Consider the following 25,205-nt stretch of genomic DNA (forward strand, 5'->3'; position numbering starts at 1 on the left):
CTCATGTTTTATCAGAGATGCCGACAACCACCGGACGAGAAATAATTGGTGGTTGGTAACCTTCGTGGGGTAATGAACGGAAGAACATGGATTGGGATAAGCTCAGAATATTTCACGCAGTGGCGGACGCGGGGTCTCTGACCCACGCGGGCGAAGCGCTGCATTTGTCGCAATCGGCCGTGTCTCGGCAGATCCGGGCATTGGAAGAGAGCCTGAACACCACCCTGTTCCACCGCCATGCCCGGGGCCTGATTCTAACCGAGCAAGGGGAACTTCTGTTCGACGCGACCGCGGCAATGAACAAGCGCCTGGAAACCGCGTCGGCCCGTATCCGCGACAGCGAAGAAGAGGTATTCGGCGAACTGCGTGTCACCACAACGACCGGCTTTGGCACGCTGTGGCTGGCCCCCCGCCTGCCCGCGCTTTACGCGAAATACCCGGGTCTGAATATCGACCTGATGCTTGAAGAACGCGTGCTGGACCTGCCCATGCGCGAGGCGGACGTGGCCATCCGCATGAAAGAACCCAGCCAGGCCGATCTTATCCGCAAACGGCTGATGAACATCCGCATGCGGCTTTATGCCAGCTCCAACTACCTGCGCGATACAGGACCGTTGGAACGGATCGAAGATATTGCGACGCGCCGCCTGATCTGCCTGAACCCGGGCGCACCACAAGTTTCATCGGGCGCGCGGCTGGTCCAAGAGCTGATGACCTATGACATCCAATCAAGGCTGACGGTCAACAACTACTACGGCGTGTTGCAGGCGGTGCGTTCCGATTTGGGTATCGGCATCCTGCCCGACTATCTGACGCAGGACTTCCCCGACCTGGTCCATGTTCTGCCCGAGATCTTGAGCACCGAAGTCCCGGTCTTTCTTGCCTATCCCGAAGAACTGCGCCAATCGCAGCGCATCGGCGCTTTCCGCGATTTCGTGACCGAGGAAATCATCGCCCACCGACGCAAAGCCGCATCGCCCGGGGCCGACTGAACCCCAGCTATGCATATTCTGCATGGCGGCATTGCGGCGCGTTGAGGCAATAATTGCTTGTTTTGCGCCGACCCGGTGCCTACATCGAATCTTGAAGCCGACGTGGGCATATGCCCCGGCTTCACCTCCCTGTTGGACTACGGCCGAGCTTATGCTCGGCCTTTTTTTTGGCGCCTGCTGGCGGCGCAGCCTTGCGAATGTGCTTTTGTCAGTGGCGCGCGTGGGGGCGTGTATGCGGCGCGCGCGCCATCGCCCACAAACGCGGATTGCCCCCAAAAGTTCCCGGTAAATTGCTGACATTCCACTGACAATTTCGTGTCGATTTCATCCCGAAATTTCCGGAACGAACCGCCCTGCTCGTCATTGACCCCCCAGAACCGCATGACCGCGGAAACCAAAAGAGGAGAATACGATGACCTTTGCCAAGAAAACTTTCGCCGCAACCGCTGCCCTTGCTATCGCTGCAGGCTCGGCCTTTGCTGCAGGCGACGACCGGGGCGACACACTGGGCACCGATCTTGAACCTGGAAAATCACAAGTTTCGGGAACGCAGGTTGTCGTGAAATCCGACTACGCCGATAAAGGCGACAAGAGCGCAACCCTGAACGCCGCTGACGTCCGCACCGTGTCGGTGTTCGAAAGCGACAGCACCTACGCCGAAAAAGGCGACAAGAGCTACACCATGGGCGTGAACGCCATGGAAGGTGCAAAACAGCATTCCAACAGTGCCTATATCGGTGACGAAATCAAAACGACCGACGGCCAGCCGCTGGGCACCATCACCCAGGTTTGGGAAACCGAAAAAGGTGACATGATGTTCCTGGCCACCATGGACGACGGTAGCGAGGTGATCATCCGCCCGACCAGCATCCAGGGTGAAGACGGCCCGATGACGCTGGACCTGACCGCGATGGAATTCAAAGAGATGCTGGACAAGTCGTAAGAAACGCATCGCCGGGCGCACTCTTGCCCGCACCCGGTTTCAACCCGCCCCCGAACCTTGGGGGCGGGCTTTTTCTTTGTCGCACTCTTTTCCCTGCGCACAGCTTGTCCTATGAGACAGGCGAAACGCTGCTGCGGGGAAAAACATGACCGAGCCACAGATCACCGATGAGATCATTTCCGCCCACGGGCTGAGCGCCGACGAATACCAGAGCATTCTGGACATCATCGGCCGCGAGCCGACGTTCACTGAACTGGGCATCTTTTCGGCCATGTGGAACGAACATTGTTCGTACAAATCCTCGAAAAAATGGTTGCGCACCCTGCCGACCGAGGGCCCACAGGTCATATGCGGGCCCGGTGAAAATGCGGGCGTCGTGGATATCGGCGACGGCCAAGCGGTGGTGTTCAAGATGGAAAGCCACAACCACCCCAGCTACATCGAACCCTATCAAGGCGCGGCCACCGGGGTGGGCGGCATCCTGCGCGACGTGTTCACCATGGGCGCGCGCCCCATCGCGGCGATGAATTCTTTGTCCTTTGGCGCGCCGGATCACTGGAAAACGCGCCAGTTGGTTCACGGCGTCGTGGAAGGCGTGGGCGGGTATGGCAATTGTTTCGGCGTACCCACTGTGGGCGGCGAAGTGCGCTTTCACCCCGCCTATAACGGCAATTGCCTTGTGAACGCGTTTGCTGCCGGACTGGCCGACGCGAACAAGATTTTCTATTCGGCCGCCTCGGGCGTCGGCATGCCGGTGGTCTATCTGGGGGCCAAAACAGGCCGCGACGGCGTGGGCGGCGCCACAATGGCCAGCGCCGAATTTGACGACACGATCGAAGAAAAGCGCCCCACCGTCCAGGTCGGCGACCCGTTCACCGAAAAACGCCTGATGGAAGCCTGCATGGAACTGATGGCGACCGGCGCTGTCATATCGATCCAGGATATGGGCGCGGCCGGGTTGACCTGTTCGGCGGTCGAAATGGGCGACAAGGGGGGGCTGGGCGTCCGGCTGGATCTGGAAAAGGTCCCCACGCGCGAAGAGGCCATGACCGCCTACGAAATGATGCTGTCCGAAAGCCAGGAGCGGATGCTGATGGTGCTCAAGCCCGAACTTGAGGCCGAAGCCAAGGCGGTATTCGACAAATGGGATCTGGATTTTGCCATTGTCGGCGAAACCATCGCAGAAGATCGCTTTTTGATCATGCATCACAACGAATGCAAGGCCGACCTGCCGCTGTCAAAGCTGTCGTCCACCGCGCCGGAATATGACCGCCCCTGGGTTGAAACCCCGGCCCCCGCGCCTTTGACGGAAGTTCCGGGCATCGACGCGATCGACGGTCTGCGCGCGCTCCTGCGTTCGCCCAATTACGCGTCCAAACGTTGGGTTTATGAACAATATGACAGCCAGGTCATGGGCGACACCGTGGCCGGGCCCGGCTATGGCGCGGGCGTTCTGCGGGTGCACGGATCGGAAAAGATGCTCGCCTTTACGTCCGATGTGACGCCACGCTACGTGCGCGCCAATCCTGTGGAAGGCGGCAAGCAGGCCGTCGCCGAGGCCTATCGCAACCTGATCGCCGTCGGCGCGCAGCCGCTGGCCACCACGGACAATCTGAACTTCGGCAACCCCGAAAAACCCGAAATCATGGGCCAGTTCGTCGGCGCCATCAAAGGCATCGGCGCGGCGGTGGCAGCACTGGACATGCCCATCGTGTCGGGCAACGTATCGCTCTATAATGAAACCGATGGCAAGGGTATCCTGCCCACGCCAACCATCGGCGCGGTGGGGCTGATCGCCTCAGAGGATGACCACATCGGCGGGCGGGCGGAAGCTGGCAACGTGGCGCTGCTGGTCGGTGACACCGACGGGCACCTGGGCCAATCGGCCCTGCTGGCCGAAGTGTTCGGACGCGAAGAAGGCGATGCCCCCGCCGTCGATCTGGACGCCGAAAAGCGAAACGGCAATTTCATCCGCGCCAATGCCGGCTGGATCACTGCCTGCACCGATCTGTCTGACGGCGGGCTGGCTTTGGCCGCATTCGAGATGGCTGCGGCGGGCGGCGTCGGTGTGACGCTGGACAGCGAAGACACCGCAACCCTGTTTGGCGAAGACCAGGCGCGTTACCTGATCGCCTGCAGCTTCGATGCCGCCGAAGCGCTGGTGGTGGCCGCGGGTCAGGCGGGCGTGCCGATCACGACGGTCGGCAAATTTGGCGGCGACACCGTCAGCTTCGGCAGTGCGTCGGCGCCGCTGTCCGAATTGACCGCGCTGAACGATAGCGCCTTTGCAGACGTCTTTGCCTGACATGACCGACTTGCCCGCCTTCCAACCCGACTGCGCGAACTGCGTGGCACTGTGCTGCATGGCACTGGCGTTTGACGAAGGCGAGGACTTTGGGTTCGACAAACCTGCCGGCCTGCCCTGCCCAAACCTCAATGGCCACATGTGCGGCATTTTCGGCGCGCTCAAGTCCGAAGGGTTCGCGGGCTGCGCGCGATATGACTGCCTGGGCGCGGGTCAGCGTGTGTCCCAGGAACTGTTCGCCAATCAAAGCTGGCGCGATGAACCGGAACTGGCCGAACCCATGATCGACGCCTTCGCCCGCATGCGCGAGGTTCAGAAAATGCTGGAACTGCTGGATGCGTCCGCCAAACTGGACCTGCCCGACAGTTACGAGGCGCGCCGGCAGTCGATGGTCGCCGCCCTGGCCCCGGACGGCGGGTTCACCCCCGAAAGCTTTGCCAGCACGGCCGTGGACGCCGCGCTTGACGGCGCACTGCCGTTCCTGCGCGAACTGCGCGATCTGGTCTGACCCGCAGCCCCTTGCCCCCGCAACGGTGGGCGCTTACATCTTGCATCAGACCAACAAAGGGAGCTGACGAACCATGGCCATCACCGCCGCCGACATCGAACGCATGATCCGCGAGGCGTTTCCGGACGCCAGGGTTGAGGTTCAGGGCGACGACGGCGCGCATTTCGCCGCCATGGTCGAGGACCCCAGCTTCAAGGACATGAACCGGGTGCAACAGCAACGCGCCGTCTATGGCGCGCTCAAAGGCAAGATGGACGGCCCCGCGGGCGAGCTGCACGCGCTGGCCCTGACCACCCGCGCCCCCGAATAAAGACCGCAGCACTTGCCTGCCGAAAGGACCAAGACATGAGCAACGCACACGATACGATCAAGGACACCATCACCAACAACGATGTTGTGCTTTACATGAAAGGCACCAAGATGATGCCGCAATGCGGGTTTTCATCGCGCGTGGCGGGGGTGCTGAATTTCATGGGCGTCGAATTCACCGATGTGAACGTGCTGGCCGATGAAGACATCCGCCAGGGCATCAAGGATTTCTCTGACTGGCCGACCATTCCGCAGCTGTATGTCAAAGGCGAATTCGTCGGCGGCTGCGACATCATCACCGAAATGACCCTGTCTGGCGAACTGGACCAGCTGTTTGCGAAAGAAGGCGTCACTTTTGACAAAGAGGCCGCAGACAAGATCCGCGAAGCCAACGCCTGATTGATCGCACGGCCAAATCGCACTGCCAAATCTCGCGGCCCATATGGGCCGCTGACTGCGCAAAAGCCCGCCATATGGCGGGCTTTTTCCATTTTGTATCAGGTGGTTGCGTCAGGCGCCTGCGCGATCTTCAACCTGTTCGGCCATCGCTTCGGCGCGCGCGGCCAGTTCGGCCATCGTGTCGGTTACGATCTGGGGAATGACAGCGACCTCAACGCGTTCCGGTTCGGGCTTTGGCTGGGCGCGCATTTCTTCCAACAGGGCATCCTGCGCGGCCACCTTGTCTTCCAGCCCGCGCAACTGCTCTTCCAGCCCGGCCGTCTTGTCGGCCAACATCAGACCAGCCATCAACAGCATCCGGCTTTCGGGCAGCCGCCCGATCTGCGAGGACAGCACGCTGGCCTCGCCGTCCAGCAGCGCTGCGGCCGAGCGCAGAAAATGTTGCTCGCCGTCCTGACAAGCCACTTCGAAGTCGCGGCCTCCGATGGTGACGATCACCTCAGGCATGGCTTTTTCCTCCGTTGATCACATGTGGCTCAAGCTCGGCCAGAATGGCGTCCAGCTCGGCCCGGTCTGCATCGCGTGTGCAGCGCAGCGCATCCAATTCGGCCATCATGGATTTGTTGATCAGATGGGCATCGGCCAGCCCAGCGGCGTTCGCCTCGCGCAGGGCCTGGTTGTTTTCGCGCAACTGCGCGTTGACGCGGCGAATGCGCCCAAGTTCGGCGCTGTGCCCGGCCAGTTCTTCACGCAGCTTGGCGACTTCGGCCTCCAGCCCGGCCACGATGGTTTCCTGCCGCTCGCGAATGACGCGCACGCGTTCTTCCAGTTGCTGGTTGGCATCGCGCTCGGCGGCCAACTCTTCTTGCAGCCGCGCAGTCTCATCGGCATCTGCACCCGCCGGACCGGCCTGGCCCAGCTTGTCCAGCCCCGTGCCGATACGGTCCAGCGCGGCGGTAATCCGGCGTTCCAGTTCGGTGATGTCACTCATTCTCTTCGCCCCAAGTCCTGCGGCCCTGCCCAAAGCACAGACCGCGTTGCGCCATTTTTCCGGCGCGCTCTCGAATCGCAGCCTAGCCTAATGCGGCAGGGGGACCAACATCCAGACGGCAATCCACGCAATTTGCCGCCCTTTGGTCCGATTCCATGGCCCCGACACCGCGCTTCACCTTGCCTTTCGCCCCGGGGCTGATATCACCGCGCGCACATGTTTCCTTCGAACGAAAGGCTGCGACCCGTGGACATCGACGCCCTGCGCAAAGCACACCCCGATCACTGGATGAAGGCTGCGGCCATCCGCACCCTGACTCTCGACGCCGTCGCCGAGGCCAATTCGGGCCACTCTGGCATGCCGATGGGCATGGCCGATGTTGCGACCGTACTGTTCGAAAAGCACCTGAGGTTCGATGCCAAGTCCCCCGACTGGGCCGACCGCGATCGGTTCATCCTGTCGGCGGGGCACGGATCAATGTTGCTCTATTCGCTGCTGTACCTGACCGGCTACGAAGATATGACCCTGGAGCAGATCAAGAACTTCCGCCAGTGGGGCGCGATCACCGCCGGGCACCCTGAATACGGGCATGCCAAGGGGATCGAAACCACCACTGGCCCGCTGGGTCAAGGCATCGCCAATTCCGTCGGATTCGCTATCGCAGAAGAGGCGCTGCGCGCGCGCTTCGGCAAAAAGCTGATCGACCACCACACTTATGTAATCGCCGGGGACGGCTGCCTGATGGAAGGCGTCAGCCAGGAAGCCATCGCGCTGGCCGGGCGGCAAAAGCTGGGCAAGCTGGTGGTCTTCTGGGACAATAACAACATCACCATCGACGGCACGGTCGACATCGCGGATCGCACCAATCAGGTGCAGCGCTTCAAGGCGTCGGGGTGGCATGTGCAGGAAATCGACGGCCATGATCCGGAACAGATCGACGCCGCCATCCAGGCCGCCAAGAAATCGGCCAAACCGTCGATGATCGCCTGCAAGACACATATCGCCCTTGGCTCGTCGGCGCAGGACACGTCGAAAGGCCACGGCGCGCTGACCGGCGCCGACCTGATCGCCGACACCAAGAAGGCCTACGGCTGGACGGCTGCCCCCTTCGAGATCCCCAGCGACATCAAGGACGCCTGGGAAGACATCGGCCGACGCGGCAATGCCGCCCGTATGGACTGGCAGGCCCGCTTCGACGAGCAATCCGACCAGCGGCAACGCGAATTCAATCGTGTGTTCGACGGCGACGCGCCCAAGAAGCTGCCCGCCGTAATCCGGGCGCTGAAAAAGCAGATCACCGAAAGCCAGCCCAAAGTGGCCACGCGCAAATCGTCGGAAATGGTGCTGGAAGTGGTCAATCCGGTGATGCGCGAAACGCTCGGCGGGTCGGCCGACCTGACCGGTTCGAACAACACGCTGACGGCTGACCTGGGGACGTTTGATGTGGGCAGCCGCAAGGGCCGCTACATCTATTACGGCATCCGGGAACACGCCATGGCCGCCGCGATGAACGGCATGGCGCTGCACGGCGGGATCCGGCCCTATGGCGGGACGTTCTTCTGCTTTACCGACTATGCGCGCCCGTCGATGCGCCTGTCGGCCCTGATGGGGGTGCCTGTCACCTATGTCATGACCCACGACAGCATCGGGCTGGGCGAAGACGGCCCGACGCATCAGCCGGTCGAGCATCTGGCAATCTGTCGCGCAACCCCGAACACGCTGGTCCTCCGCCCCGCCGACACGGTGGAAACCGCCGAAGCTTGGGAACTGGCGCTGACCCAGAAATCCACGCCGTCCGTTCTGGTGCTGACGCGCCAAGGTCTGCCGACGGTGCGCACCGAGCACAAGACCAAAAACCTGACCGCACAAGGCGCCTATGTTCTGGCCGATGCCGAAGGCAAGCGACAGGCGATCCTGATGGCCACCGGATCGGAAGTCTCCCTTGCCATGCAAGCGCGCGACTTGCTGCACAAAGACGGCATCGGCACCCGCGTCGTGTCGATGCCCAGCTTCGAGCTGTTCGCCCAGCAAGAGGAAAGCTATCGCAAGCGCGTGCTGCCCGCAGGCCCCGTGCGCGTGGGCATTGAAGCGGCTATGCGCGACGGCGGTTGGGACCGCTGGCTGCTCGGCGAGCGCGGCCGCGAAGCCAAGGCCGATTTCGTCGGCATGGACAGCTTCGGTGCCTCGGCGCCGGCCGGCACCCTGTTCGAAAAATTCGGCATTACCGCCGAGGCGGTCGTGGCGAAGGTCAAGGCGATGCTCTGAGCCGTATGGCCCAGGACCAGATCACCCTGTCGGCCGTTCGCCTTCCCCAAGGCGGGCGGCTGACGCGGTCCATGCCCCTGCCCGCGGCCAAGCGCACGCAGCGCTATGTCGACGCGTTTGACCATCACACGTTGATTTACGATTGCTTTGCCGATGCCGACGGGCTGGTGCTGATCTGTCCGCGCCTGCTGAATCTATGGCCGGTCCTGCGCGATGGTCTGCGTGTCAACGGCGTGCGCCCGCGCATCCGGCGGCAAAAATTCCTGCGTTACGAGGAACTTCGCGTACCCGGAAACGCCGCCGCGCAGGTGTCGATCGAGCTGGATGACACCGCCCTGCACGTATCGGTCAACCCGTCCGAGGCGGCGCGCTACGCCGGGCGGCGTGCGCTGGTTACACAGTTCAAAGACACGCCGCTGGACTGGATCGTGGATTGGGCACGCTATCACGCCAGCGCCCATGGGGTGGATGCCATTCTGGCCTTTGACAACGGCTCGACCCTGCATGACACGGCCGACGTGCAAGCCGGTTTGCAGAGCATTCCCGGCGTGGCCGTGTCGCATGTCGTGCGTGATCCGTTCCCCTATGGCGATGCGGCGGGCGGGCGGTTCGTGGCCCCGGCCAAGTACCTGCAAACGGCGATGCTCAACCTTGCGCGGCTGCGGTTTTTCCCCGAAGCGGCGGGGGTGCTCAGCCTTGACGTGGACGAAATGCTTGCGCCGGTCGGTGAAGGCACGGTGTTTGACATCGCAGCGCGCGCGCCGCTTGGGCTGGTGTCCTTCACCGGCGCATGGCTTTTTGCCGCGCCGGACGGCCCGCAGCCGCAGCGCGCCCACGATTTGCATGTGCCGGGCCGGGTGTGCACCAATCCAAAGTGGTGCGCCGTGCCGGGGAAACGGGCCGCGCGGCTGAGTTGGGCCGTGCATCGCCCCGCCGGCCCATTCGCACCTTTGACCAGGAATAAGGCCCTGCACTACTGGCATTGCCATTCCACATCGACCAGTTGGAAAAAGACGCGTTCGGGTGCGCCGGACGGCGCGCGGCCTTGCCCGGCCGCACAAACAGCCTTTGCCCGTCACCTGACTGATGGATAAAGGAATCCATGGCCGGGGGGCGCATTATCTCCAGACCGGAAACACGTTACCGCTAACACATAATGTTTACGCTAACATGTTGGCGCTAAATCCTTTTCTGCGCCTGCGTTGCCCCCTATAGCCCCAAGTATCGGAAAATGGGCAACGATTTTAATGACAGGAGCGCATGACATGACCGTCACGGTAGGGATCAACGGATTTGGCCGGATAGGACGGTGCACATTGGCGCATATTGCCGAAAGCGCTCGCAACGACGTGCAAGTGGTCAAGATCAATGCGACCGGCCCGATCGAAACCAACGCCCACCTTCTGCGCTATGACAGTGTGCACGGCCGCTTTCCCGGTGATGTGCAGGTCAAGGGAAACGCGCTGGACCTGGGCCGTGGCCCGATCGAAGTCATGTCGACCCGCGAGATGGACCAGCTCGACTGGTCCGGCGTCGATGTCGTGCTGGAATGTACCGGTGCATTCAACGACGGGATCAAATCGGCGGCGCATCTTGAACGCGGGGCCAAGAAGGTCCTGATTTCGGCCCCCGCCTCAAACGTGGATCGCACAGTGGTCTACGGCGTAAACCATCGCGACCTGCTGGCAGATGAACGCATGATTTCGAACGGCTCATGCACCACCAACTGTCTGGCCCCGCTGGCCAAGGTGTTGAACGAGTCGATTGGCATCGAACGCGGCATCATGACCACGATCCACAGCTACACCGGCGACCAGCCCACACTGGACCGCCGTCACAACGATCTCTATCGCGCGCGCGCAGCCGCCATGGCAATGATCCCCACCAGCACCGGGGCGGCCAAGGCCATCGGCGAAGTGCTGCCCGACCTCAAAGGCAAGCTGGACGGGACCGCAATGCGCGTGCCCACCCCCAATGTGTCGGCAGTCGATCTGACCTTTGAAGCAGGCAAGGACGTGACCGTAGAGGACGTCAACGAAATCGTACGCGAGGCTGCAGCGGGCCGCATGGGCTCGGTCCTGTCCTATGACCCGGAACCCAAAGTGTCGATTGACTTCAATCACACCACCTATTCGTCGATTTTCGCCCCCGATCAGACCAAGGTTATCGGGCGCACCGTGCGGGTTCTGGCCTGGTACGATAACGAATGGGGCTTTTCGGCGCGGATGGCCGACGTCGCCGGCGCCATGGGCCGCCTCCTGCACTAAGCCTTTTTGCAGCGACCGACGATGGGGCAGGACGGCCTAGCCGCCCCCCCGCGCCGCGTTCTGCAACTGCGTACGGATCTCTGTCGCGTTTCTACACCCGAGCGCCTGTTGCTTATCGCCAGTTACAGGCGCAAATCCCATGTCCCAATCCGCGAATTGCCGCGCGTCTTGACGCCCGCTAGCCAGTATTTTCATGGAATGATGGCGCGGGTCACGTTCGGTCATCGACATAACTTTGGTCAAGTCCTCTGTCTGCCCTTCCAGGAACTGCACGAAATGTCTGTGATCGCGGCTTAAAAAGCCGGTCAGCTCTAACATGCCGTTTCGCGCTTCTGCGGCACGCAGAATATCCAGGTTCGATAGATGGTCCTGCGGGTGGATCACCTCGCTCCGATAAATCACAAATTCCGTTTGTTCCGATTTTGACACCTATGCTCCCCCCTCGGTTACGACGCGTCTTGTATCGAGACCGCAGGTATGGGTCGCGCTGGTTAACAATTGTTTAACTCAGGCCCGGACAACCGGATGTGCGCGCAATTGCCATACCCGACCATCGGCGCTATTCCTGCCCCATGACGAACCGCATCGCCATCGGCCTGGGCCTTTTCATCGCTATCCTGTTGATTGCCGATTTCGCGCTGCAAAATGGCGCAGGCAGTTTGTTTCTGGCGCGCAAGATGAGCGAACTGGTCAAATTCCTCGCCTTCTGGCGCTGAACGGCCCGCGTTTGGGTTGACCTTTCGCCGCCCATGACGATGTTAGCGATAACGGACGCAAAACTGGACATCCGCAGTTTTGTGCTATGCTTAACCATATATCGATCAGGAGGGGCCAATGGCCGTCACAGTTGCAATCAATGGATTCGGGCGTATCGGACGCAACGTGCTGCGCGCCATTATCGAAAGCGGTCGCACGGATATCGAAGTGGTGGCGATCAATGATCTGGGCCCGGTGGAAACCAACGCGCACTTGCTGCGGTTTGACAGTGTCCACGGCCGGTTCCCGGCCGAAGTGACCACGACCGACACCACCATCGACGTCGGTCGCGGCCCGATCCAGGTGACAGCCGTCCGCGACCCCAAGGACCTGCCATGGAACCACATTGACGTGGTTCTGGAATGCACCGGTATCTTTACCGCCCGCGACAAGGCCGCGATTCACCTGGAAAATGGCGCATCGCGCGTGCTGGTGTCGGCCCCGTCGGCGGGCGCGGATAACACCATCGTATACGGCGTAAACCACGACAGCCTGACCAGCGATCAACTGGTCGTCTCGAACGCGTCATGCACCACCAACTGTCTGGCCCCCGTGGCAAAGGTGCTGAACGACGCGATCGGCATCACCAAGGCCTTTATGACCACGGTGCACAGCTACACCGGCGATCAGCCGACGCTGGACACATTGCACAAGGATCTTTATCGCGCCCGCGCCGCCGCGATGAGCATGATCCCCACCAGTACCGGCGCCGCCAAGGCCGTGGGTCTGGTCCTGCCCGAACTGGACGGCAAACTGGACGGCATGGCCATCCGGGTGCCGACCCCGAACGTGTCGGTCATCGACCTGACGTTCGAAGCCAGCCGCGCCACCACGATCGAGGAAATCAACCAGACCATCATCGACGCGGCGAACGGCCCGCTCTCAGGCATTCTGGGCTTTACCGACACACCGAACGTGTCGATTGACTTCAACCACAATCCCGACAGCTCGACCTTCGCGCTGGATCAGACCAGGGTGATGGAGGGCACATTGTGCCGCATCCTGACCTGGTATGATAACGAATGGGGCTTTTCCAACCGTATGGCCGACGCGGCGGTCGCTATTGGCAAGTTGATCTGAAACGACGCAGCATCAGGCGGGTTTTTTGGGGGCCGCCTGACAAGGCTCACTTCATGATCCCCGCCAAGGGGGCAAGACATGATCTTTCTGTACATCCTGGCGATTGCCGTACTGGCATTGTTGCTTTTTCTGGCCGTCAACGCGCGCAAGACCGTGCGGTTTTCCGCCCAGGCCGAGGCCGCCGTGCCACCGCTGGGCCAATTCGTCGACATATCAACCGGACGGCTGCACTTCGTCGACCAAGGCAGCGGGGCGGTTATTGTCATGATCCACGGGCTTGGCGGGCAGTTGCGCCATTTCACGATGGACTTGTCCGAACGCCTGGCCGCCGATCATCGCGTGATCGTTCTGGATCGCCCCGGCATGGGCTATTCCAATCGCCCCGACAACGCACCCGCGTCGCTGGACGCACAGGCGGGGTACGTCATTGAGCTGATGGATAAACTGGGCATAGAAGACGCGGTGATCGTGGGCCATTCGCTGGGCGGGGCGATTTCGCTGGCGCTGGCGTTGCGCGCACCCCGGCGTGTGCGGGCCCTTGCCCTGCTTGCCCCGTTGACACGGGCGAAACAGGATGGCGGCGCCGAGGTGTTCAAAGGCTTTGAAATCCGCACCAACTGGATGCGCCGCCTGATTGCAAACACGCTGGCCGTCCCGCTCAGTATCCGTAATCAGCAGCAGACCATCGATCAGGTCTTTGGCCCCGACCCCGTGCCCGAGGCCTACACGGTCAAGGGCGGCGGCCTGCTTTCTCTGCGGCCCAAGACATTCTTTCACGCCTCGCGCGATTACGTTGCCTCGGCTGGCATTGCGGATCAGCAAGACCGCTACGGTGCGTTGAAAATGCCCGTCGGTATCCTTTTCGGCACACAGGACCGCATTCTGGATCACCGCGAACAGGGCACCGAATTGGTGCAACAATTCCCTGATTTCCAGATTGAATACATCGACGGCGCGGGGCACATGCTGCCCGTCACCTATCCCGAACGATGCGAAAGCTTCATACGCGAGGTCGCAGCGCGCTGCTAAACCTTGCCCAGCTTGGTCATCAGACGGTCCTTGACTGCGGGGGTCACGAATTTGGCCACCTCGCCATCCAGACGCGCGATTTCCTTGACCAGTTTCGAAGCGATTGCCTGATGTCGGGCCTCGGCCATCAGAAACACGGTTTCGACCGTGTCATCCAGCGCACGGTTCATCCCGACCATCTGATATTCATATTCGAAATCGGCCACGGCGCGCAGACCGCGCACGATGACCTGAGCGCCCACGTCATGGGCACAGTTTATCAACAGGTTTTCAAATGGATGCACGATGATTTCGCAGCCGGTCCTGCCGGCCAGATCGGCGCATTCCGCTTCGAGCATTTCTACCCGTTCTTCCAGCGAAAACAGCGGGCCTTTATCGCGGTTTATGGCCACGCCAATGACCAGGCGATCAACCAAAGCGCAGCCGCGCTCTATGATATCAAGATGGCCCAAAGTTACGGGATCGAATGTCCCAGGGTAGAGTCCGATGCGCATATTCCCCTCCGTCATCGGCGCAACGCAACATTATTGCGCGGCGAATGCAAGAGGCGTTTTTCGAATCGCGACGACAGAATGGTTCATGTTGCCTAGTGACCCATGATCATGCCCTCGAGCGCATCCTTTTCCATCGCCAGTTCCGACAGCCGGCCCTTGACCACATCCCCAATGGAAATCAGCCCGATCATTTCATTGCCATTCATCACTGGCATATGGCGGAATCGACCGTTGGTCATGGTCTGCAGGACATCGACTGCGTTTTCCTCGCGCGAGCACACGACAAGATCGCGCGTCATGATGTCGGCCACAGTCTTGTCCAGAACCCCGATCCCGTTGCGCCCGATCTCGCGCACGATATCGCGTTCCGACACGATGCCCAGCGGCACCTTGGTGTCATCGGACACGATCACAGCCCCGAATTTGCGCGCCGAAAGCAAATCGACCACATCGCTCACGGTCTGATCCGAGCGGACGGTTACGACCCCCCCTTCAGGCTTGTCCTTGAGAATTTGATGCACCAGCATCCAGCACCTCCCTGTTTATTATAAGGAAAGCGTCGCGCGTGCGGGGCGCACCTGTCAAGCGCAGCGTGGTTTCAGGCCAACGCTTCCAGCCGCGCAACCTCGGCCCGGATGCCGCTGTGCACGGCGTCGGCCAGCCGGTTCATCCGGTCCAGCTTGCGATCATCTTCGGGTCGGATCAGGTAAAAGGCGCGGGTCAGCGAAAGCTGGTCCGGCAGAACCCGGACCAGATCCTGTCCAAACGGAATCGCGAAATCATGCACCACACCCAGTCCGGCCCCATGGTTGACCATATGGAATTGGACCGACACCGAATTTGACGCCAGATCCAACCGGCCTGCCCCCAAATCCGCGATATAATCCAATTCCTTATCAAAGATCATGTCCGGGATGTAGCCGACGATCCTGTGATCCCGCAGGTCCTGCAATGCCGTGATCCGAGGGGCCCGGTCCAGATAGCTGCGCGCGGCCCACAGGTGCAGCCGGTAGTCGGTGATCTTGCGCACGGTCATGCGCCCTGTTTGCGGCGGGCTGACGCCAACGGCCATGTCGGCCTCGCGTTTGGACAGGTTGAAAACCCGCGGCAGGGCGACGATCTGGATCTCGAGCCCGGGGTTTTCCGCCGAAATCGCGGCGCAGACCTGCGGCAGCACGAAATTTGCGCATCCGTCGGGCGCACCGATCCGAATCTGGCCGGACAACTGATCGCCTTTCCGGTGCTCGCTGGCCTCGGCGATGGACCGTTCGGCCTGTTCCGCATGGGTCAGAAATCGCTCACCCTCGGCAGTCAACGCATAGCCTTGCGGCGATTTCACGAACAGGGCGGTGTCCAACACCTGCTCAAGCCGCGCAATCCGCCGCCCCAGTGTCGCCGGATCCAACCGCAAAGTCCGCCCGGCGCCCGACAGGCTTTCCGCCCGCGAGACGGCCAGAAACAACCGGACATCATCCCAATTTGCATCCGCCACTACCGCACCCGCATTTTTGCAATACCCTTTTGGCTATTCACCCGTTCGACATGCAATAATAGATGTATATGGTGCCAGCAACCGACGCAGGAGGATTCCATGATCGAACTTACCCATTTCATCGACGGCAAACATGTCAAAGGCACGTCTGGCCGTTTCACCGACGTCTTCAACCCCGCCACCGGCGAGGTTCAGGCCAAAGTGCCGCTGGCCACCGTGGACGAACTGAACGATGCCGTTGCCCGCGCGGCCGAAGCGCAGAAAAAATGGGGCGCGACCAACCCGCAGCGCCGCGCCCGCGTCATTATGAAATTCGGGCAACTGATCAACGAACACATGGACGAACTGGCCGAACTGGTCAGCCGCGAACACGGCAAGACCCTGCCCGACGCACGCGGCGACGTGCAGCGCGGATTGGAAGTGGTCGAAGTCTGCATGGGCGCGCCTGCAATGCTCAAGGGCGAATTCACCGACGACGGCGGCCCGGGCATCGACCTTTATTCGATGCGCCAACCGTTGGGCGTGGTCGCGGGGATCACCCCGTTCAACTTCCCCGCCATGATCCCGCTGTGGAAAATGGCCCCCGCCCTGGCTTGCGGCAACGCGATGATCCTGAAACCGTCTGAACGGTGCCCATCGACCGCATTGCGTCTGGCCGAACTGGTCATGGAAGCAGGTCTGCCAGAAGGCGTGCTGCAGGTCGTCAACGGCGACAAGGATGTCGTCGATGCGATTCTGGATAACGACACTGTCGCGGCCGTGGCCTTCGTTGGCTCGACCCCGATTGCCCAGTACATCTATGGCCGCGCGGCCAACAACGGCAAGCGCGCCCAGTGTTTCGGCGGTGCCAAGAACCACATGATCATCATGCCCGACGCCGATCTGGACAAGGCAGCCGATGCGCTGGTGGGCGCCGGTTTCGGCGCGGCGGGCGAACGCTGCATGGCCATTTCCGTGGCCGTGCCGGTGGGCAAGGAAACCGCTGACGGGCTGATCGAACGGCTGGTGCCGCGCATCGACAAGCTCAAGGTCGGCCCCTACACCGCTGGCGAAGACGTGGACTATGGCCCCGTCATCACCGCTGCCGCCAAACAGCGCGTGGACGGGCTGGTGACCTCGGGCGTCGATCAGGGGGCCAATTTGGTGGTCGACGGGCGCGATTTTTCGATGCAAGGCTACGAGAACGGCTTTTTCGTCGGCCCGTCGCTGTTCGACAACGTCACCCCCGACATGGACATCTACAAAGAGGAAATCTTTGGCCCGGTCCTGAGCCAGGTGCGCGCCGACACCTACGAAGACGCGCTGAACCTGGTCATGGACAACCCCTATGGCAACGGCACGGCGATTTTCACCGCAGATGGCGACACCGCGCGTGATTTTGCCCACAGGGTCAACGTGGGCATGGTTGGCATCAACTTCCCTATTCCCGTGCCGCTGGCCTATCATACCTTTGGCGGGTGGAAGAAATCGGCCTTTGGCGATTTGAACCAATACGGCCCCGATGCCTTCCGTTTTTACACGAAAACCAAGACCGTCACGGCGCGCTGGTTCTCGGGCATCAAGGAAGGTGGCGAATTCAACTTCAAGGCCATGGACTGATCACCCACAGGTTTCTGGGGAAAGGCCGGCGCGATGATTCGTGCCGGCTTTTTTTGGCACTTTGTCATTCGCAAAATGCGAATACGGGGGCCCCGAACCCAAGGCACTGGAAGGTCTTGGAATCACAACGGCTTACCGCCCACACGCCCAGGTTGCAACTGTGATTGCCCCCTCGGCATATCCGTTAAAAAGTGCTATAAGTTACCTATTGTTGACACCGATGAGCGCCCATTTCTTGGATTTGGAAAACGCGCTTGGACTGGGTTACTCACTGAATGGGGTATAATTATGAAATTTAAACTTCCAAAGCTGATCGCCGCTGCAGCGTTCGCTCTTTGCGCGACAGGCGCGCAGGCCGTGACGGTGTATTACAGCGATTTTATAACCGGCTCCACACTCGGTCCACAGACCGTCGCTGTCCTGGACGCCACGGACACGGCCGCGGGTGTCATGTTCGAACTGACCAACACGGTTGATGGTGCGCCCGGTGCACATATCAAGCAATTGGGTCTGACATATTCCGGAACGGCTCTCAGCTTTCCGACCAGCCTCAGCGTCGTGGGCACAAGCGAAGCCATCATCACCGGCTTTGGCACAGGCGGACTGAACGGCGGTGGACCCTCTGCCGGCAGCTTTAACTTCGGCATCCAGTTCACCAACGCAGCCGGCATTGGCCGTCTGGACGTTGGCGAAACAGCCAGCTTCATGTTGCTTGGCACCACATTGGCCGAATTTGATTTTGACGACATGATGTCCCGGCTGCACATCGGTGGCTACGGCGGTTCGTCCAAGTATAACGCAGGCGAATGTCTGACCGACTGCGGGCCGTCTTCGGTCCCCCTGCCTGCCGGCGCCCCACTTCTTCTTTTGGGTCTGGGTGGGCTTGCCGCATTGAAGCGCAAACGCACGGTCTGATCGCTTGAAACAGCATTGAAAAGGCGCCCTTCGGGGCGCTTTTTTTGTACCCTGCCCCGCGTCGCCCCCATTGCATCGCGCCGGATTTGCGGCTCTCATGTTCTCAGGCCCTCTTGGGCACTGAGGGGATCACCATGACGGCACCGACATTTACCATCGGGATCGAAGAAGAATACCTGCTGGTAGACCGCGACACCCTGCAATTGGCCGACGCCCCCGAGGCCCTGATGGCCGCCTGCCGCACCGCCCTGCAGGATCAGGTCAGCCCCGAATTCCTGCAATGCCAGATCGAAATCGGCAGCCGCGTGCATCCGGGGATCGGCGGCGCGCGCGACGACCTGCGCCACCTGCGCAGTGTGGTCGCGCAGCAGGCCGCCAAACATGGTCTGGCCCCTATCGCTGCTGCCTGCCACCCTTTTGCCGATTGGAAGGATCAGCCCCACACCGACAAAGACCGCTACAACGATCTGGAAAACGATCTGGCCGGTGTCGCGCGGCGCATGTTGATCTGCGGGATGCACGTGCATGTGGGCATCGACGACAAGGACCAGCGCGTCGATCTGATGAACCAACTCAGCTATTTCCTGCCGCATCTGCTGGCGCTGTCGGCTTCGTCGCCGTTCTGGCAGGGGGTTGATACGGGGCTGGCCTCGTATCGGTTGACCGTGTTCGACAATCTGCCCCGCACCGGGTTGCCGCCGCAAATCACGACCTGGAGCCGGTTCGAGCGCGCCGTCACCCTGCTGACGGACCTTGGCCTGATTGAGGACGCGTCGAAAATCTGGTGGGATTTGCGCCCCTCGTCGCGTTTTCCCACGATCGAAACGAGGATTTGCGATGGCGCACCCCGGCTGGAAACCACCCTGTCGCTGGCCGCGCTGATCCAATGCCTGACCCGAATGCTGTGGCGCTTGTCCGCCCGCAATCAAAGCTGGCGCACCTACGACCCGTTCCTTGTGTCTGAAAACCGCTGGCGCGCGCAGCGCTATGGGACAACCGAAGGTCTGATCGATTTTGGCCAGCGCCAGATCGTGCCCTTTCCCGTCCTTCTGGACGAGATCATCGATCTGGTCACCGAAGATGCCGAGGCCCTGGGTTGCTTGCCCGAGGTCGAGGCGACGCGAAGCATCTTGACCCGCGGCACATCGGCCCAACAGCAGCGCACCATTCTGACCGACGCTTTGCAACAGGGCAAATCGCAGGACGAGGCGCTGCGCGACGTGGTGCGCCATCTAATCGACGAATTTCACGCCGATCTTTGATTGTGGGGTTGCAAACCGCCTGCAACAAATGAGAATTAAACAAGCGTTCAATTCATGAGAGGGGAGGATCTGATGGATTTCGGACTGTCCGACGAACAACAGGCGATTTTTGACATGGCGCAGAGCTTTGGCGCCGAGCATATCGCGCCGCATGCGCGCGATTGGGAACGTCAGGGCACGATCCCCAAAGACCTCTGGCCCCGGCTGGCCGAACTGGGGTTCGGCGGGCTCTATGTGCGCGAAAGCTCGGGCGGCTCAGGGCTGAGCCGTCTGGACGCGACGTTGGTATTCGAGGCATTGTCGATGTCCTGCGCCTCGGTCGCGGGCTTTCTTTCGATCCACAACATGTGCGCCGGCATGATCGACAAGTTCGGATCGGACGAGCTGCGCGCGCGCTTTTTGCCCGGCGCGATCGAAATGTCCACAGTGTTGTCCTATTGCCTGACCGAACCCGGCGCGGGCAGCGATGCCGCCGCGCTCAGGACACGCGCCACCAAGGACGATCAAGGCTATCGGTTGACCGGCACCAAGACATTCATCTCGGGCGGCGGGTATTCGGATGCCTATATCGTGATGGCGCGTACGGGTGATGATGGCCCGCGCGGGATCTCGTCGCTGATTGTCGAAGATGGGGCCACGGGTCTGTCCTTTGGCGGGCTGGAAGACAAGATGGGCTGGAAAAGCCAGCCGACCCGGCAAGTACAAATGGACGATTGCGCGGTGCCGGCCGACAACCTTCTGGGCCAGGAAGGCGAAGGGTTCAAATACGCGATGGCGGGGCTGGATGGCGGGCGGCTGAACATTTCGGCCTGCTCGCTCGGCGGCGCGCAAGCCGCGTTGAACGCCACGCTGGCCTATATGGGCGAACGCAAGGCCTTTGGCCAAAGCATCGACCAGTTTCAGGCCCTGCAGTTCCGGCTTGCCGACATGGAAATAGAACTGCAAGCGGCCCGCACCTTTCTGCGTCAGGCCGCATGGAAGCTGGACACCGGCGCGCCGGACGCCGGCAAGTTCTGCGCCATGGCCAAGAAATTCGTGACCGAAGCGGGCAGCCGCGTGGCCGATCAATGTCTGCAATTGCACGGTGGTTACGGCTATCTGGCCGACTATGGGATTGAAAAGATTGTGCGCGACCTGCGCGTGCACCAGATTTTGGAAGGGACGAACGAGATCATGCGCATGATCACTGCCCGCAACCTCTTGGCAGCAAGATGAGCGATCTGTCCACGCGCATCGCCGGACGCGCCGGCCGCATCACCCTGACCCGCCCCAAGGCGCTGAACGCCCTGTCGCCGCCGATGTCTGTGGACCTCGAAGCGGCCCTGGATGCTTGGCGCGATGACGACGCCGTGGCCGTCGTGGTCATCGACGCAGACGGCGAGCGCGCCTTTTGCGCAGGCGGGGATATTGCCGACATTTATCATCACGGCATCGAAGGCGACTACGATTTCGCGCGGGCTTTCTGGCGACAGGAATACCGCATGAATGCCAAGATCGCCCATTACCCCAAGCCGGTGATAACGCTGATGCAGGGCTTTACCATGGGCGGCGGCGTCGGGGTGGGCTGTCATGCCAGCCACCGGATTGTCGGCCATAGCGTACAGATCGCGATGCCAGAATGCGGCATCGGGCTGATCCCGGATGTGGGCGGCACATTCCTGCTGGGCCATGCCCCAGGGGCGCTTGGCGCATACCTTGGGCTGACGGCGGCGCGCATGGGTCCGGGCGATGCAATTGGCGCCGGGTTTGCCGATACGCTTGTGCCCGAACAGCAGTGGCCAGAGCTGATCGCCGAGCTTGAGCGCACAGGCGATCCAGCGGCCATCGCGCGTTTTGCCGCTACGCCTGACGCCCAGCCGCTGATCGATGCGCTGCCCCAGATCGACCAACACTTCGCCCATGACACGCCCGGCGCCATTGCCGCGAGCTTGGCGGGCGATGACAGCGATCTGGCCCAGGGTGCCCTGAAAGCCATCAGCCGCAACGCGCCGCTGTCGATGGCCTGCACCTTGCAGATGGTGCGCGCGGGACGTGACATCGACGACATCACCGCTGCGCTGGCACAGGAATACCGCTATACCCACCGCGCGCTGGCCCAGGGCGATTTCCTGGAAGGTGTGCGCGCACAGATCATCGACAAGGACCGCAACCCAAAATGGGCACATGACGGCCCCGGCGCCGTATCGGGCACCGAGGTTGACGCCATGCTGGCCCCCTTGGGCGCGGACGAGCTGAATCTAGAAGGAGTCTGACCATGAAGATCGCCTTTATTGGCCTTGGAAACATGGGCGCGCCGATGGCCGCCAACCTGGTTGCTGCAGGCCATGATGTCACCGGCTATGATGTCTCTGCCCGCCCCGAAGGCCTGACAATGGCCGACAGCGCAGAAGCGACCTGCGATGGGGCCGACGTGGCCATTACAATGCTGCCCAACGGCGACATCCTGCGCGCCGTGGCTGATCAGGTTATCCCCGCCCTGCCCAAGGGCGCGGTGCTGCTGGATTGCTCGACGGTCGACGTGGATAGCGCCCGCGCCGTGGCTGAACAGGCGCAGGCCGCCGGGCTGGGTGCCCTGGACGCGCCCGTGTCGGGCGGGATCGGCGGGGCCCAAGCGGGCACGCTGACCTTTATGGTCGGCGGCGACGCGGACGCCTTTGCCACGGCCAAACCGCTGTTTGATATCATGGGCCAAAAAGCCGTGCACTGCGGCCCATCGGGCAACGGGCAAGCGGCCAAGATCTGCAACAACATGATCCTCGGCGTGACCATGATCGCCACCTGCGAAGCCTTTGCCCTGGCCGACAAGCTGGGCTTGGACCGTCAGGCCATGTTTGACGTGGTCAGCACCTCGTCCGGGTATAGCTGGAGCATGAACGCCTACTGCCCTGCCCCGGGCATCGGCCCCCAAAGCCCCGCCGACAACGGTTACACACCGGGCTTTGCCGCTGAACTGATGCTCAAGGACCTGCGTCTGGCCCAGCAAGCCGCCGTCAGCGCAGATGCCGACACCCCCATGGGCCAAACTGCGGCCGCACTGTATGAAACCTTCGTCGACCATGAAGACGGAAAGGGAAAAGACTTTTCTGCCATGCTCCCGCGGTTCGAAAAGCGCACGCGGAGTTGATGTAAATCATATTCCCAGTTCATGATGTGTTGTCTACTATGATGTAGATGACAAATCTGAACTAGGGGGTTCACATGTTTACCAAAAACGTAGGTCGAACCGACCGTATCATCCGCGCGATTATCGGCGTGGTGCTGTTGATCGTATTCTTCTCTCTCGCTGCCGGGGTCTGGAAATGGCTGGCGCTGATTGTCGGGCTGGTGCTGCTGGTCACAGCGGCATTGGGGACCTGCCCACCCTATTCGCTGCTCGGCATCAACACCTGTAAAATGAAAGAAAACCAATCATAAACCCGCTTTCCAACCTTTATGGAAATACGGAATCGACAAAGGGCGGCCCCAAACGGGCCGCCCTTTGCGCATCATGCGCGCCGGGCCGATGGCCCGGCGCTCCGCTTAGTTGGTGATGATCTCGGGGCCCATACGCCAAGTCGGCAGTGCAGTTGAGATCCACGGGATGTAGGTGACAAGGATCAGGAATACGAAGAGCACCGCCAGGAATGGCGCCGCTGCACGCACCACTCTCATCATCGGCATTCCCGCCACGCCCGAGGTCACAAAAAGGTTCAGGCCCACCGGCGGTGTGATCATCCCGATTTCCATGTTCACCACCATGATAATGCCCAAATGGATCGGATCGACGCCCAGTTCGATTGCAATCGGAAAGACCAGCGGCGCCACGATCACGATCAGGCCCGACGGTTCCATGAACTGCCCGCCGATCAGCAGGATGATGTTGACCACAATCAGAAACATGATCTTGCCGAAACCCGCCGACAGCATCGCTTCAGCGACTTTCTGCGGGATCTGTTCGTCGGTCAGCACATGCTTGAGGATCAGCGCGTTGGCGATGATGAACATCAGCATGATTGTCAGTTTGGCCCCTTCAAACAGGGTGTGGCGCGTGTCGCGGTGAAACCACGCTGTCACCAACGCCTGAGGCTTGGTCAGCACGCTGCCCCCATCCTTGAGCGGCCCCATGTCACGGTAAATGAAAACCGCCACAAGAAAGGCATAAACCGACGCCACGGCAGCCGCTTCGGTCGGCGTAAAGATCGCGCCGGTCACGCCGGGGATGCCGTAGATACCGACCATGATGATGACAATCAGCATGAGGCCCCAGAACGCATCCCGAAAGCTGGCAAAGATTTCGCCCCAGCCCTGCCATTCGCCCTTGGGCAAGTCGCGCACCCGCGCGATCACGTAGATCGTGATCATCAACATCAGACCGGCCATCAGGCCCGGAATGACCCCGGCAAGGAACATCCGCCCGACCGACACATCAGTCGCCGATGCATAGACCACCATAACGATCGACGGCGGAATCAGAATGCCCAGCGTCCCGGCGTTGCAGATCACGCCAGCGGCGAAGTCTTTGGAATAGCCCGCCTTTTGCATCGCCGCGATCACGATGGACCCGATGGCCACCACAGTCGCGGGCGACGATCCGGACAGCGCCGCGAAGAGCATGCAGGCAAAGACACCCGCAATCGCCAGCCCGCCGCGCGTATGGCCCACACAGGCGATGGAAAATCGGATGATCCGTTGCGCGACCCCGCCTGTCGACATGAAGGACGACGCAAGGATAAAGAACGGGATCGCCAGCAGCGTATAGTGCCCCGCCATCGCCTGGTACAGTGACTGAGCCACCGAGGCCAGCGACGTGTCGGAAAACACCAGCAGGAAGATGATCGAACTCAGGCCCAGCGACACGGCGATCGGCACGCCGATCAGCAGCAGCGCGATGATCATCACGAACAAGAGTGCGACGTCCATGGGGAATTATTCCTCGTATTCGCCGTGCGCGATGCGCTCGACGTCTTCTTCGGCCTCGTGGCTGACGATCAGGCTGGACTGTTGCCCGGTCACGATGCGCCAGCTGGCCTGAACGACGCGCAACAGGATCAGCGCGCAGCCGAACGGCAGGATGGCATAGGGGATGACACGGGGAAGCTTGTCGTAACTTTCGCCATAGTTGATCGCATCCTCAAGCCAGCGAAAAATGTCCAGCATCGGCACCTGGTCGGTGACGTAAAAGGCACGGTCGCGCACCCCTTCGGCCATACCCATCGGGAACCAGCGCCCGTCGGTCGGTTGCAGCGCTGCGAACGGCGCCCAATAGTCCCACGCCCCCTTCATCAGCAATGCCGCATAAGCCAGACACGCCGCAGCCGAGATCAACGCCAGAACGCGCTGACCGGTATGAGGCAGCAAGTTGGTGACGGCGTCCACGCCAAGGTGCGAGGTTTTCTTGAACCCATACGATATGCCTAGAAGGACCAGCCATGCGAACAGGATCAGCACCACCTCAAGACCCCAGATCAGCGAGGAATTGAACACGTAGCGCAGCACCACGTTGACAAAGGTCACCAGCGTCATCAACCCGAGGATCAGCGCGATCACCGTCTCTTCGAGACTGTCGATCCAGCGCCCCCAGCGGCTTTCGTTGGCGGAATGTTGTGACATGGTTGCCCCC

At 61.3% G+C, this 25,205-nt stretch carries 27 protein-coding genes; 19 read left to right on the forward strand and 8 right to left on the reverse strand.

The genetic code is table 11. The features are described from left to right. Nucleotides 1-86 precede the first annotated feature (86 nt). The 6 genes from ACP2AV_RS08805 (at nucleotide 87) to grxD (ending at nucleotide 5,456) form a co-directional block, all read left to right on the forward strand. Nucleotides 87-992 carry a LysR family transcriptional regulator gene (locus ACP2AV_RS08805; protein WP_426372308.1) on the forward strand — a complete coding sequence of 302 codons (906 nt, stop codon included), beginning with the start codon at nucleotides 87-89 and terminating at the stop codon, nucleotides 990-992. A gap of 412 nt (nucleotides 993-1,404) precedes the next feature. Continuing rightward, nucleotides 1,405-1,935 (forward strand): hypothetical protein, encoded by a 531-nt coding sequence (locus ACP2AV_RS08810; protein WP_426372309.1) that lies wholly within the window; start codon nucleotides 1,405-1,407, stop codon nucleotides 1,933-1,935. 145 nt (nucleotides 1,936-2,080) lie between these two features. Further along, nucleotides 2,081-4,240, forward strand: coding sequence for a phosphoribosylformylglycinamidine synthase subunit PurL (gene purL, locus ACP2AV_RS08815; RefSeq protein WP_426372310.1), 2,160 nt, complete (start codon nucleotides 2,081-2,083; stop codon nucleotides 4,238-4,240). Nucleotide 4,241: 1 nt separating this feature from the next. Beyond that, entirely contained in the window at nucleotides 4,242-4,748 is a 507-nt protein-coding gene (locus tag ACP2AV_RS08820; protein WP_426372311.1) for a hypothetical protein, read from the forward strand. 73 nt (nucleotides 4,749-4,821) lie between these two features. After that, nucleotides 4,822-5,058: a BolA/IbaG family iron-sulfur metabolism protein gene (locus tag ACP2AV_RS08825; RefSeq protein ID WP_426372312.1), complete on the forward strand. Its 237-nt coding sequence runs from the start codon at nucleotides 4,822-4,824 to the stop codon at nucleotides 5,056-5,058. Between the two features lie 35 nt (nucleotides 5,059-5,093). After that, complete coding sequence (gene grxD / locus ACP2AV_RS08830) at nucleotides 5,094-5,456, forward strand: Grx4 family monothiol glutaredoxin (RefSeq protein WP_426372313.1); 363 nt, start codon at nucleotides 5,094-5,096, stop codon at nucleotides 5,454-5,456. A 111-nt stretch (nucleotides 5,457-5,567) separates the two neighbouring features. Here grxD and ACP2AV_RS08835 read toward each other — a convergent pair whose 3' ends face one another. Together ACP2AV_RS08835 and ACP2AV_RS08840 are read right to left on the reverse strand one after the other, a co-directional pair. Continuing rightward, on the reverse strand, nucleotides 5,568-5,963 hold the full coding sequence (locus ACP2AV_RS08835) for a cell division protein ZapA (RefSeq protein WP_426372314.1): 396 nt from the start codon (nucleotides 5,961-5,963) through the stop codon (nucleotides 5,568-5,570). Beyond that, the gene (locus tag ACP2AV_RS08840) at nucleotides 5,956-6,447 is read right to left on the reverse strand and encodes a hypothetical protein (protein WP_426372315.1); all 492 of its coding nucleotides are present in this window, start codon (nucleotides 6,445-6,447) and stop codon (nucleotides 5,956-5,958) included. Before ACP2AV_RS08840 ends, ACP2AV_RS08835 begins: the two co-directional genes overlap by 8 nt. Before the next feature lie 246 nt (nucleotides 6,448-6,693). On the opposite strand from ACP2AV_RS08840, the gene tkt reads away from it, so the two are divergent. From tkt to gap (ACP2AV_RS08855), 3 genes are all read left to right on the forward strand, one after another. Continuing rightward, nucleotides 6,694-8,712 (forward strand): transketolase, encoded by a 2,019-nt coding sequence (gene tkt, locus ACP2AV_RS08845; RefSeq protein ID WP_426372481.1) that lies wholly within the window; start codon nucleotides 6,694-6,696, stop codon nucleotides 8,710-8,712. Nucleotides 8,713-8,717: 5 nt separating this feature from the next. Next, nucleotides 8,718-9,806, forward strand: a complete 1,089-nt coding sequence (locus ACP2AV_RS08850; protein ID WP_426372316.1) for a hypothetical protein — start codon at nucleotides 8,718-8,720, stop codon at nucleotides 9,804-9,806. A 171-nt stretch (nucleotides 9,807-9,977) separates the two neighbouring features. Further along, nucleotides 9,978-10,979 (forward strand): type I glyceraldehyde-3-phosphate dehydrogenase, encoded by a 1,002-nt coding sequence (gap, locus tag ACP2AV_RS08855; RefSeq protein WP_426372317.1) that lies wholly within the window; start codon nucleotides 9,978-9,980, stop codon nucleotides 10,977-10,979. A gap of 36 nt (nucleotides 10,980-11,015) precedes the next feature. On the opposite strand, the gene ACP2AV_RS08860 is transcribed toward gap (ACP2AV_RS08855), so the two are convergent. Next, a complete protein-coding gene (locus ACP2AV_RS08860) occupies nucleotides 11,016-11,408 on the reverse strand; it encodes a BLUF domain-containing protein (RefSeq protein ID WP_426372318.1) in 393 nt (130 codons plus the stop codon). A gap of 143 nt (nucleotides 11,409-11,551) precedes the next feature. Here ACP2AV_RS08860 and ACP2AV_RS08865 point away from each other — a divergent pair, with 143 nt between their 5' ends. The 3 genes from ACP2AV_RS08865 (at nucleotide 11,552) to ACP2AV_RS08875 (ending at nucleotide 13,844) form a co-directional block, all read left to right on the forward strand. Further along, on the forward strand, nucleotides 11,552-11,695 hold the full coding sequence (locus ACP2AV_RS08865; protein ID WP_426372319.1) for a glyceraldehyde-3-phosphate dehydrogenase: 144 nt from the start codon (nucleotides 11,552-11,554) through the stop codon (nucleotides 11,693-11,695). Nucleotides 11,696-11,813: 118 nt separating this feature from the next. Continuing rightward, nucleotides 11,814-12,815 carry a type I glyceraldehyde-3-phosphate dehydrogenase gene (gap, locus tag ACP2AV_RS08870; RefSeq protein WP_426372320.1) on the forward strand — a complete coding sequence of 334 codons (1,002 nt, stop codon included), beginning with the start codon at nucleotides 11,814-11,816 and terminating at the stop codon, nucleotides 12,813-12,815. A 78-nt stretch (nucleotides 12,816-12,893) separates the two neighbouring features. Beyond that, nucleotides 12,894-13,844: an alpha/beta fold hydrolase gene (locus ACP2AV_RS08875; protein ID WP_426372321.1), complete on the forward strand. Its 951-nt coding sequence runs from the start codon at nucleotides 12,894-12,896 to the stop codon at nucleotides 13,842-13,844. Here the strand turns inward: ACP2AV_RS08875 and coaD are convergent. The 3 genes from coaD to ACP2AV_RS08890 form a co-directional block, all read right to left on the reverse strand. Then, nucleotides 13,841-14,338: a pantetheine-phosphate adenylyltransferase gene (gene coaD / locus ACP2AV_RS08880; RefSeq protein WP_426372482.1), complete on the reverse strand. Its 498-nt coding sequence runs from the start codon at nucleotides 14,336-14,338 to the stop codon at nucleotides 13,841-13,843. The genes ACP2AV_RS08875 and coaD overlap by 4 nt on opposite strands. 92 nt (nucleotides 14,339-14,430) lie before the next feature. Beyond that, entirely contained in the window at nucleotides 14,431-14,865 is a 435-nt protein-coding gene (locus ACP2AV_RS08885) for a CBS domain-containing protein (RefSeq protein ID WP_426372322.1), read from the reverse strand. A 71-nt stretch (nucleotides 14,866-14,936) separates the two neighbouring features. Then, on the reverse strand, nucleotides 14,937-15,830 hold the full coding sequence (locus ACP2AV_RS08890; RefSeq protein WP_426372323.1) for a LysR family transcriptional regulator: 894 nt from the start codon (nucleotides 15,828-15,830) through the stop codon (nucleotides 14,937-14,939). Nucleotides 15,831-15,929: 99 nt separating this feature from the next. On the opposite strand from ACP2AV_RS08890, the gene ACP2AV_RS08895 reads away from it, so the two are divergent. The 7 genes from ACP2AV_RS08895 (at nucleotide 15,930) to ACP2AV_RS08925 (ending at nucleotide 23,020) form a co-directional block, all read left to right on the forward strand. Then, the gene (locus tag ACP2AV_RS08895; RefSeq protein ID WP_426372324.1) at nucleotides 15,930-17,429 is read left to right on the forward strand and encodes a CoA-acylating methylmalonate-semialdehyde dehydrogenase; all 1,500 of its coding nucleotides are present in this window, start codon (nucleotides 15,930-15,932) and stop codon (nucleotides 17,427-17,429) included. A gap of 288 nt (nucleotides 17,430-17,717) precedes the next feature. Further along, nucleotides 17,718-18,344: a VPLPA-CTERM sorting domain-containing protein gene (locus ACP2AV_RS08900; protein WP_426372325.1), complete on the forward strand. Its 627-nt coding sequence runs from the start codon at nucleotides 17,718-17,720 to the stop codon at nucleotides 18,342-18,344. A 134-nt stretch (nucleotides 18,345-18,478) separates the two neighbouring features. Continuing rightward, nucleotides 18,479-19,606: a carboxylate-amine ligase gene (locus ACP2AV_RS08905; RefSeq protein ID WP_426372326.1), complete on the forward strand. Its 1,128-nt coding sequence runs from the start codon at nucleotides 18,479-18,481 to the stop codon at nucleotides 19,604-19,606. Nucleotides 19,607-19,678: 72 nt separating this feature from the next. Continuing rightward, nucleotides 19,679-20,821, forward strand: a complete 1,143-nt coding sequence (locus ACP2AV_RS08910; protein WP_426372483.1) for an acyl-CoA dehydrogenase family protein — start codon at nucleotides 19,679-19,681, stop codon at nucleotides 20,819-20,821. Continuing rightward, nucleotides 20,818-21,858, forward strand: coding sequence for an enoyl-CoA hydratase/isomerase family protein (locus ACP2AV_RS08915; protein WP_426372327.1), 1,041 nt, complete (start codon nucleotides 20,818-20,820; stop codon nucleotides 21,856-21,858). The genes ACP2AV_RS08910 and ACP2AV_RS08915 overlap by 4 nt, the downstream gene beginning before the upstream one ends. A gap of 2 nt (nucleotides 21,859-21,860) precedes the next feature. Next, nucleotides 21,861-22,730, forward strand: coding sequence for a 3-hydroxyisobutyrate dehydrogenase (mmsB, locus tag ACP2AV_RS08920; RefSeq protein WP_426372328.1), 870 nt, complete (start codon nucleotides 21,861-21,863; stop codon nucleotides 22,728-22,730). 74 nt (nucleotides 22,731-22,804) lie between these two features. Then, nucleotides 22,805-23,020: a YgaP family membrane protein gene (locus ACP2AV_RS08925; protein WP_426372329.1), complete on the forward strand. Its 216-nt coding sequence runs from the start codon at nucleotides 22,805-22,807 to the stop codon at nucleotides 23,018-23,020. Between the two features lie 105 nt (nucleotides 23,021-23,125). Here ACP2AV_RS08925 and ACP2AV_RS08930 read toward each other — a convergent pair whose 3' ends face one another. Both ACP2AV_RS08930 and ACP2AV_RS08935 read right to left on the reverse strand, forming a co-directional pair. Next, nucleotides 23,126-24,505: a TRAP transporter large permease gene (locus tag ACP2AV_RS08930; RefSeq protein WP_426372330.1), complete on the reverse strand. Its 1,380-nt coding sequence runs from the start codon at nucleotides 24,503-24,505 to the stop codon at nucleotides 23,126-23,128. A gap of 6 nt (nucleotides 24,506-24,511) precedes the next feature. After that, nucleotides 24,512-25,195, reverse strand: coding sequence for a TRAP transporter small permease (locus ACP2AV_RS08935; RefSeq protein ID WP_426372331.1), 684 nt, complete (start codon nucleotides 25,193-25,195; stop codon nucleotides 24,512-24,514). Nucleotides 25,196-25,205: the final 10 nt, after the last annotated feature.

Source organism: Aliiroseovarius sp. PTFE2010 (genome assembly GCF_049943335.1).
GTDB lineage: Bacteria > Pseudomonadota > Alphaproteobacteria > Rhodobacterales > Rhodobacteraceae > JBNFVY01.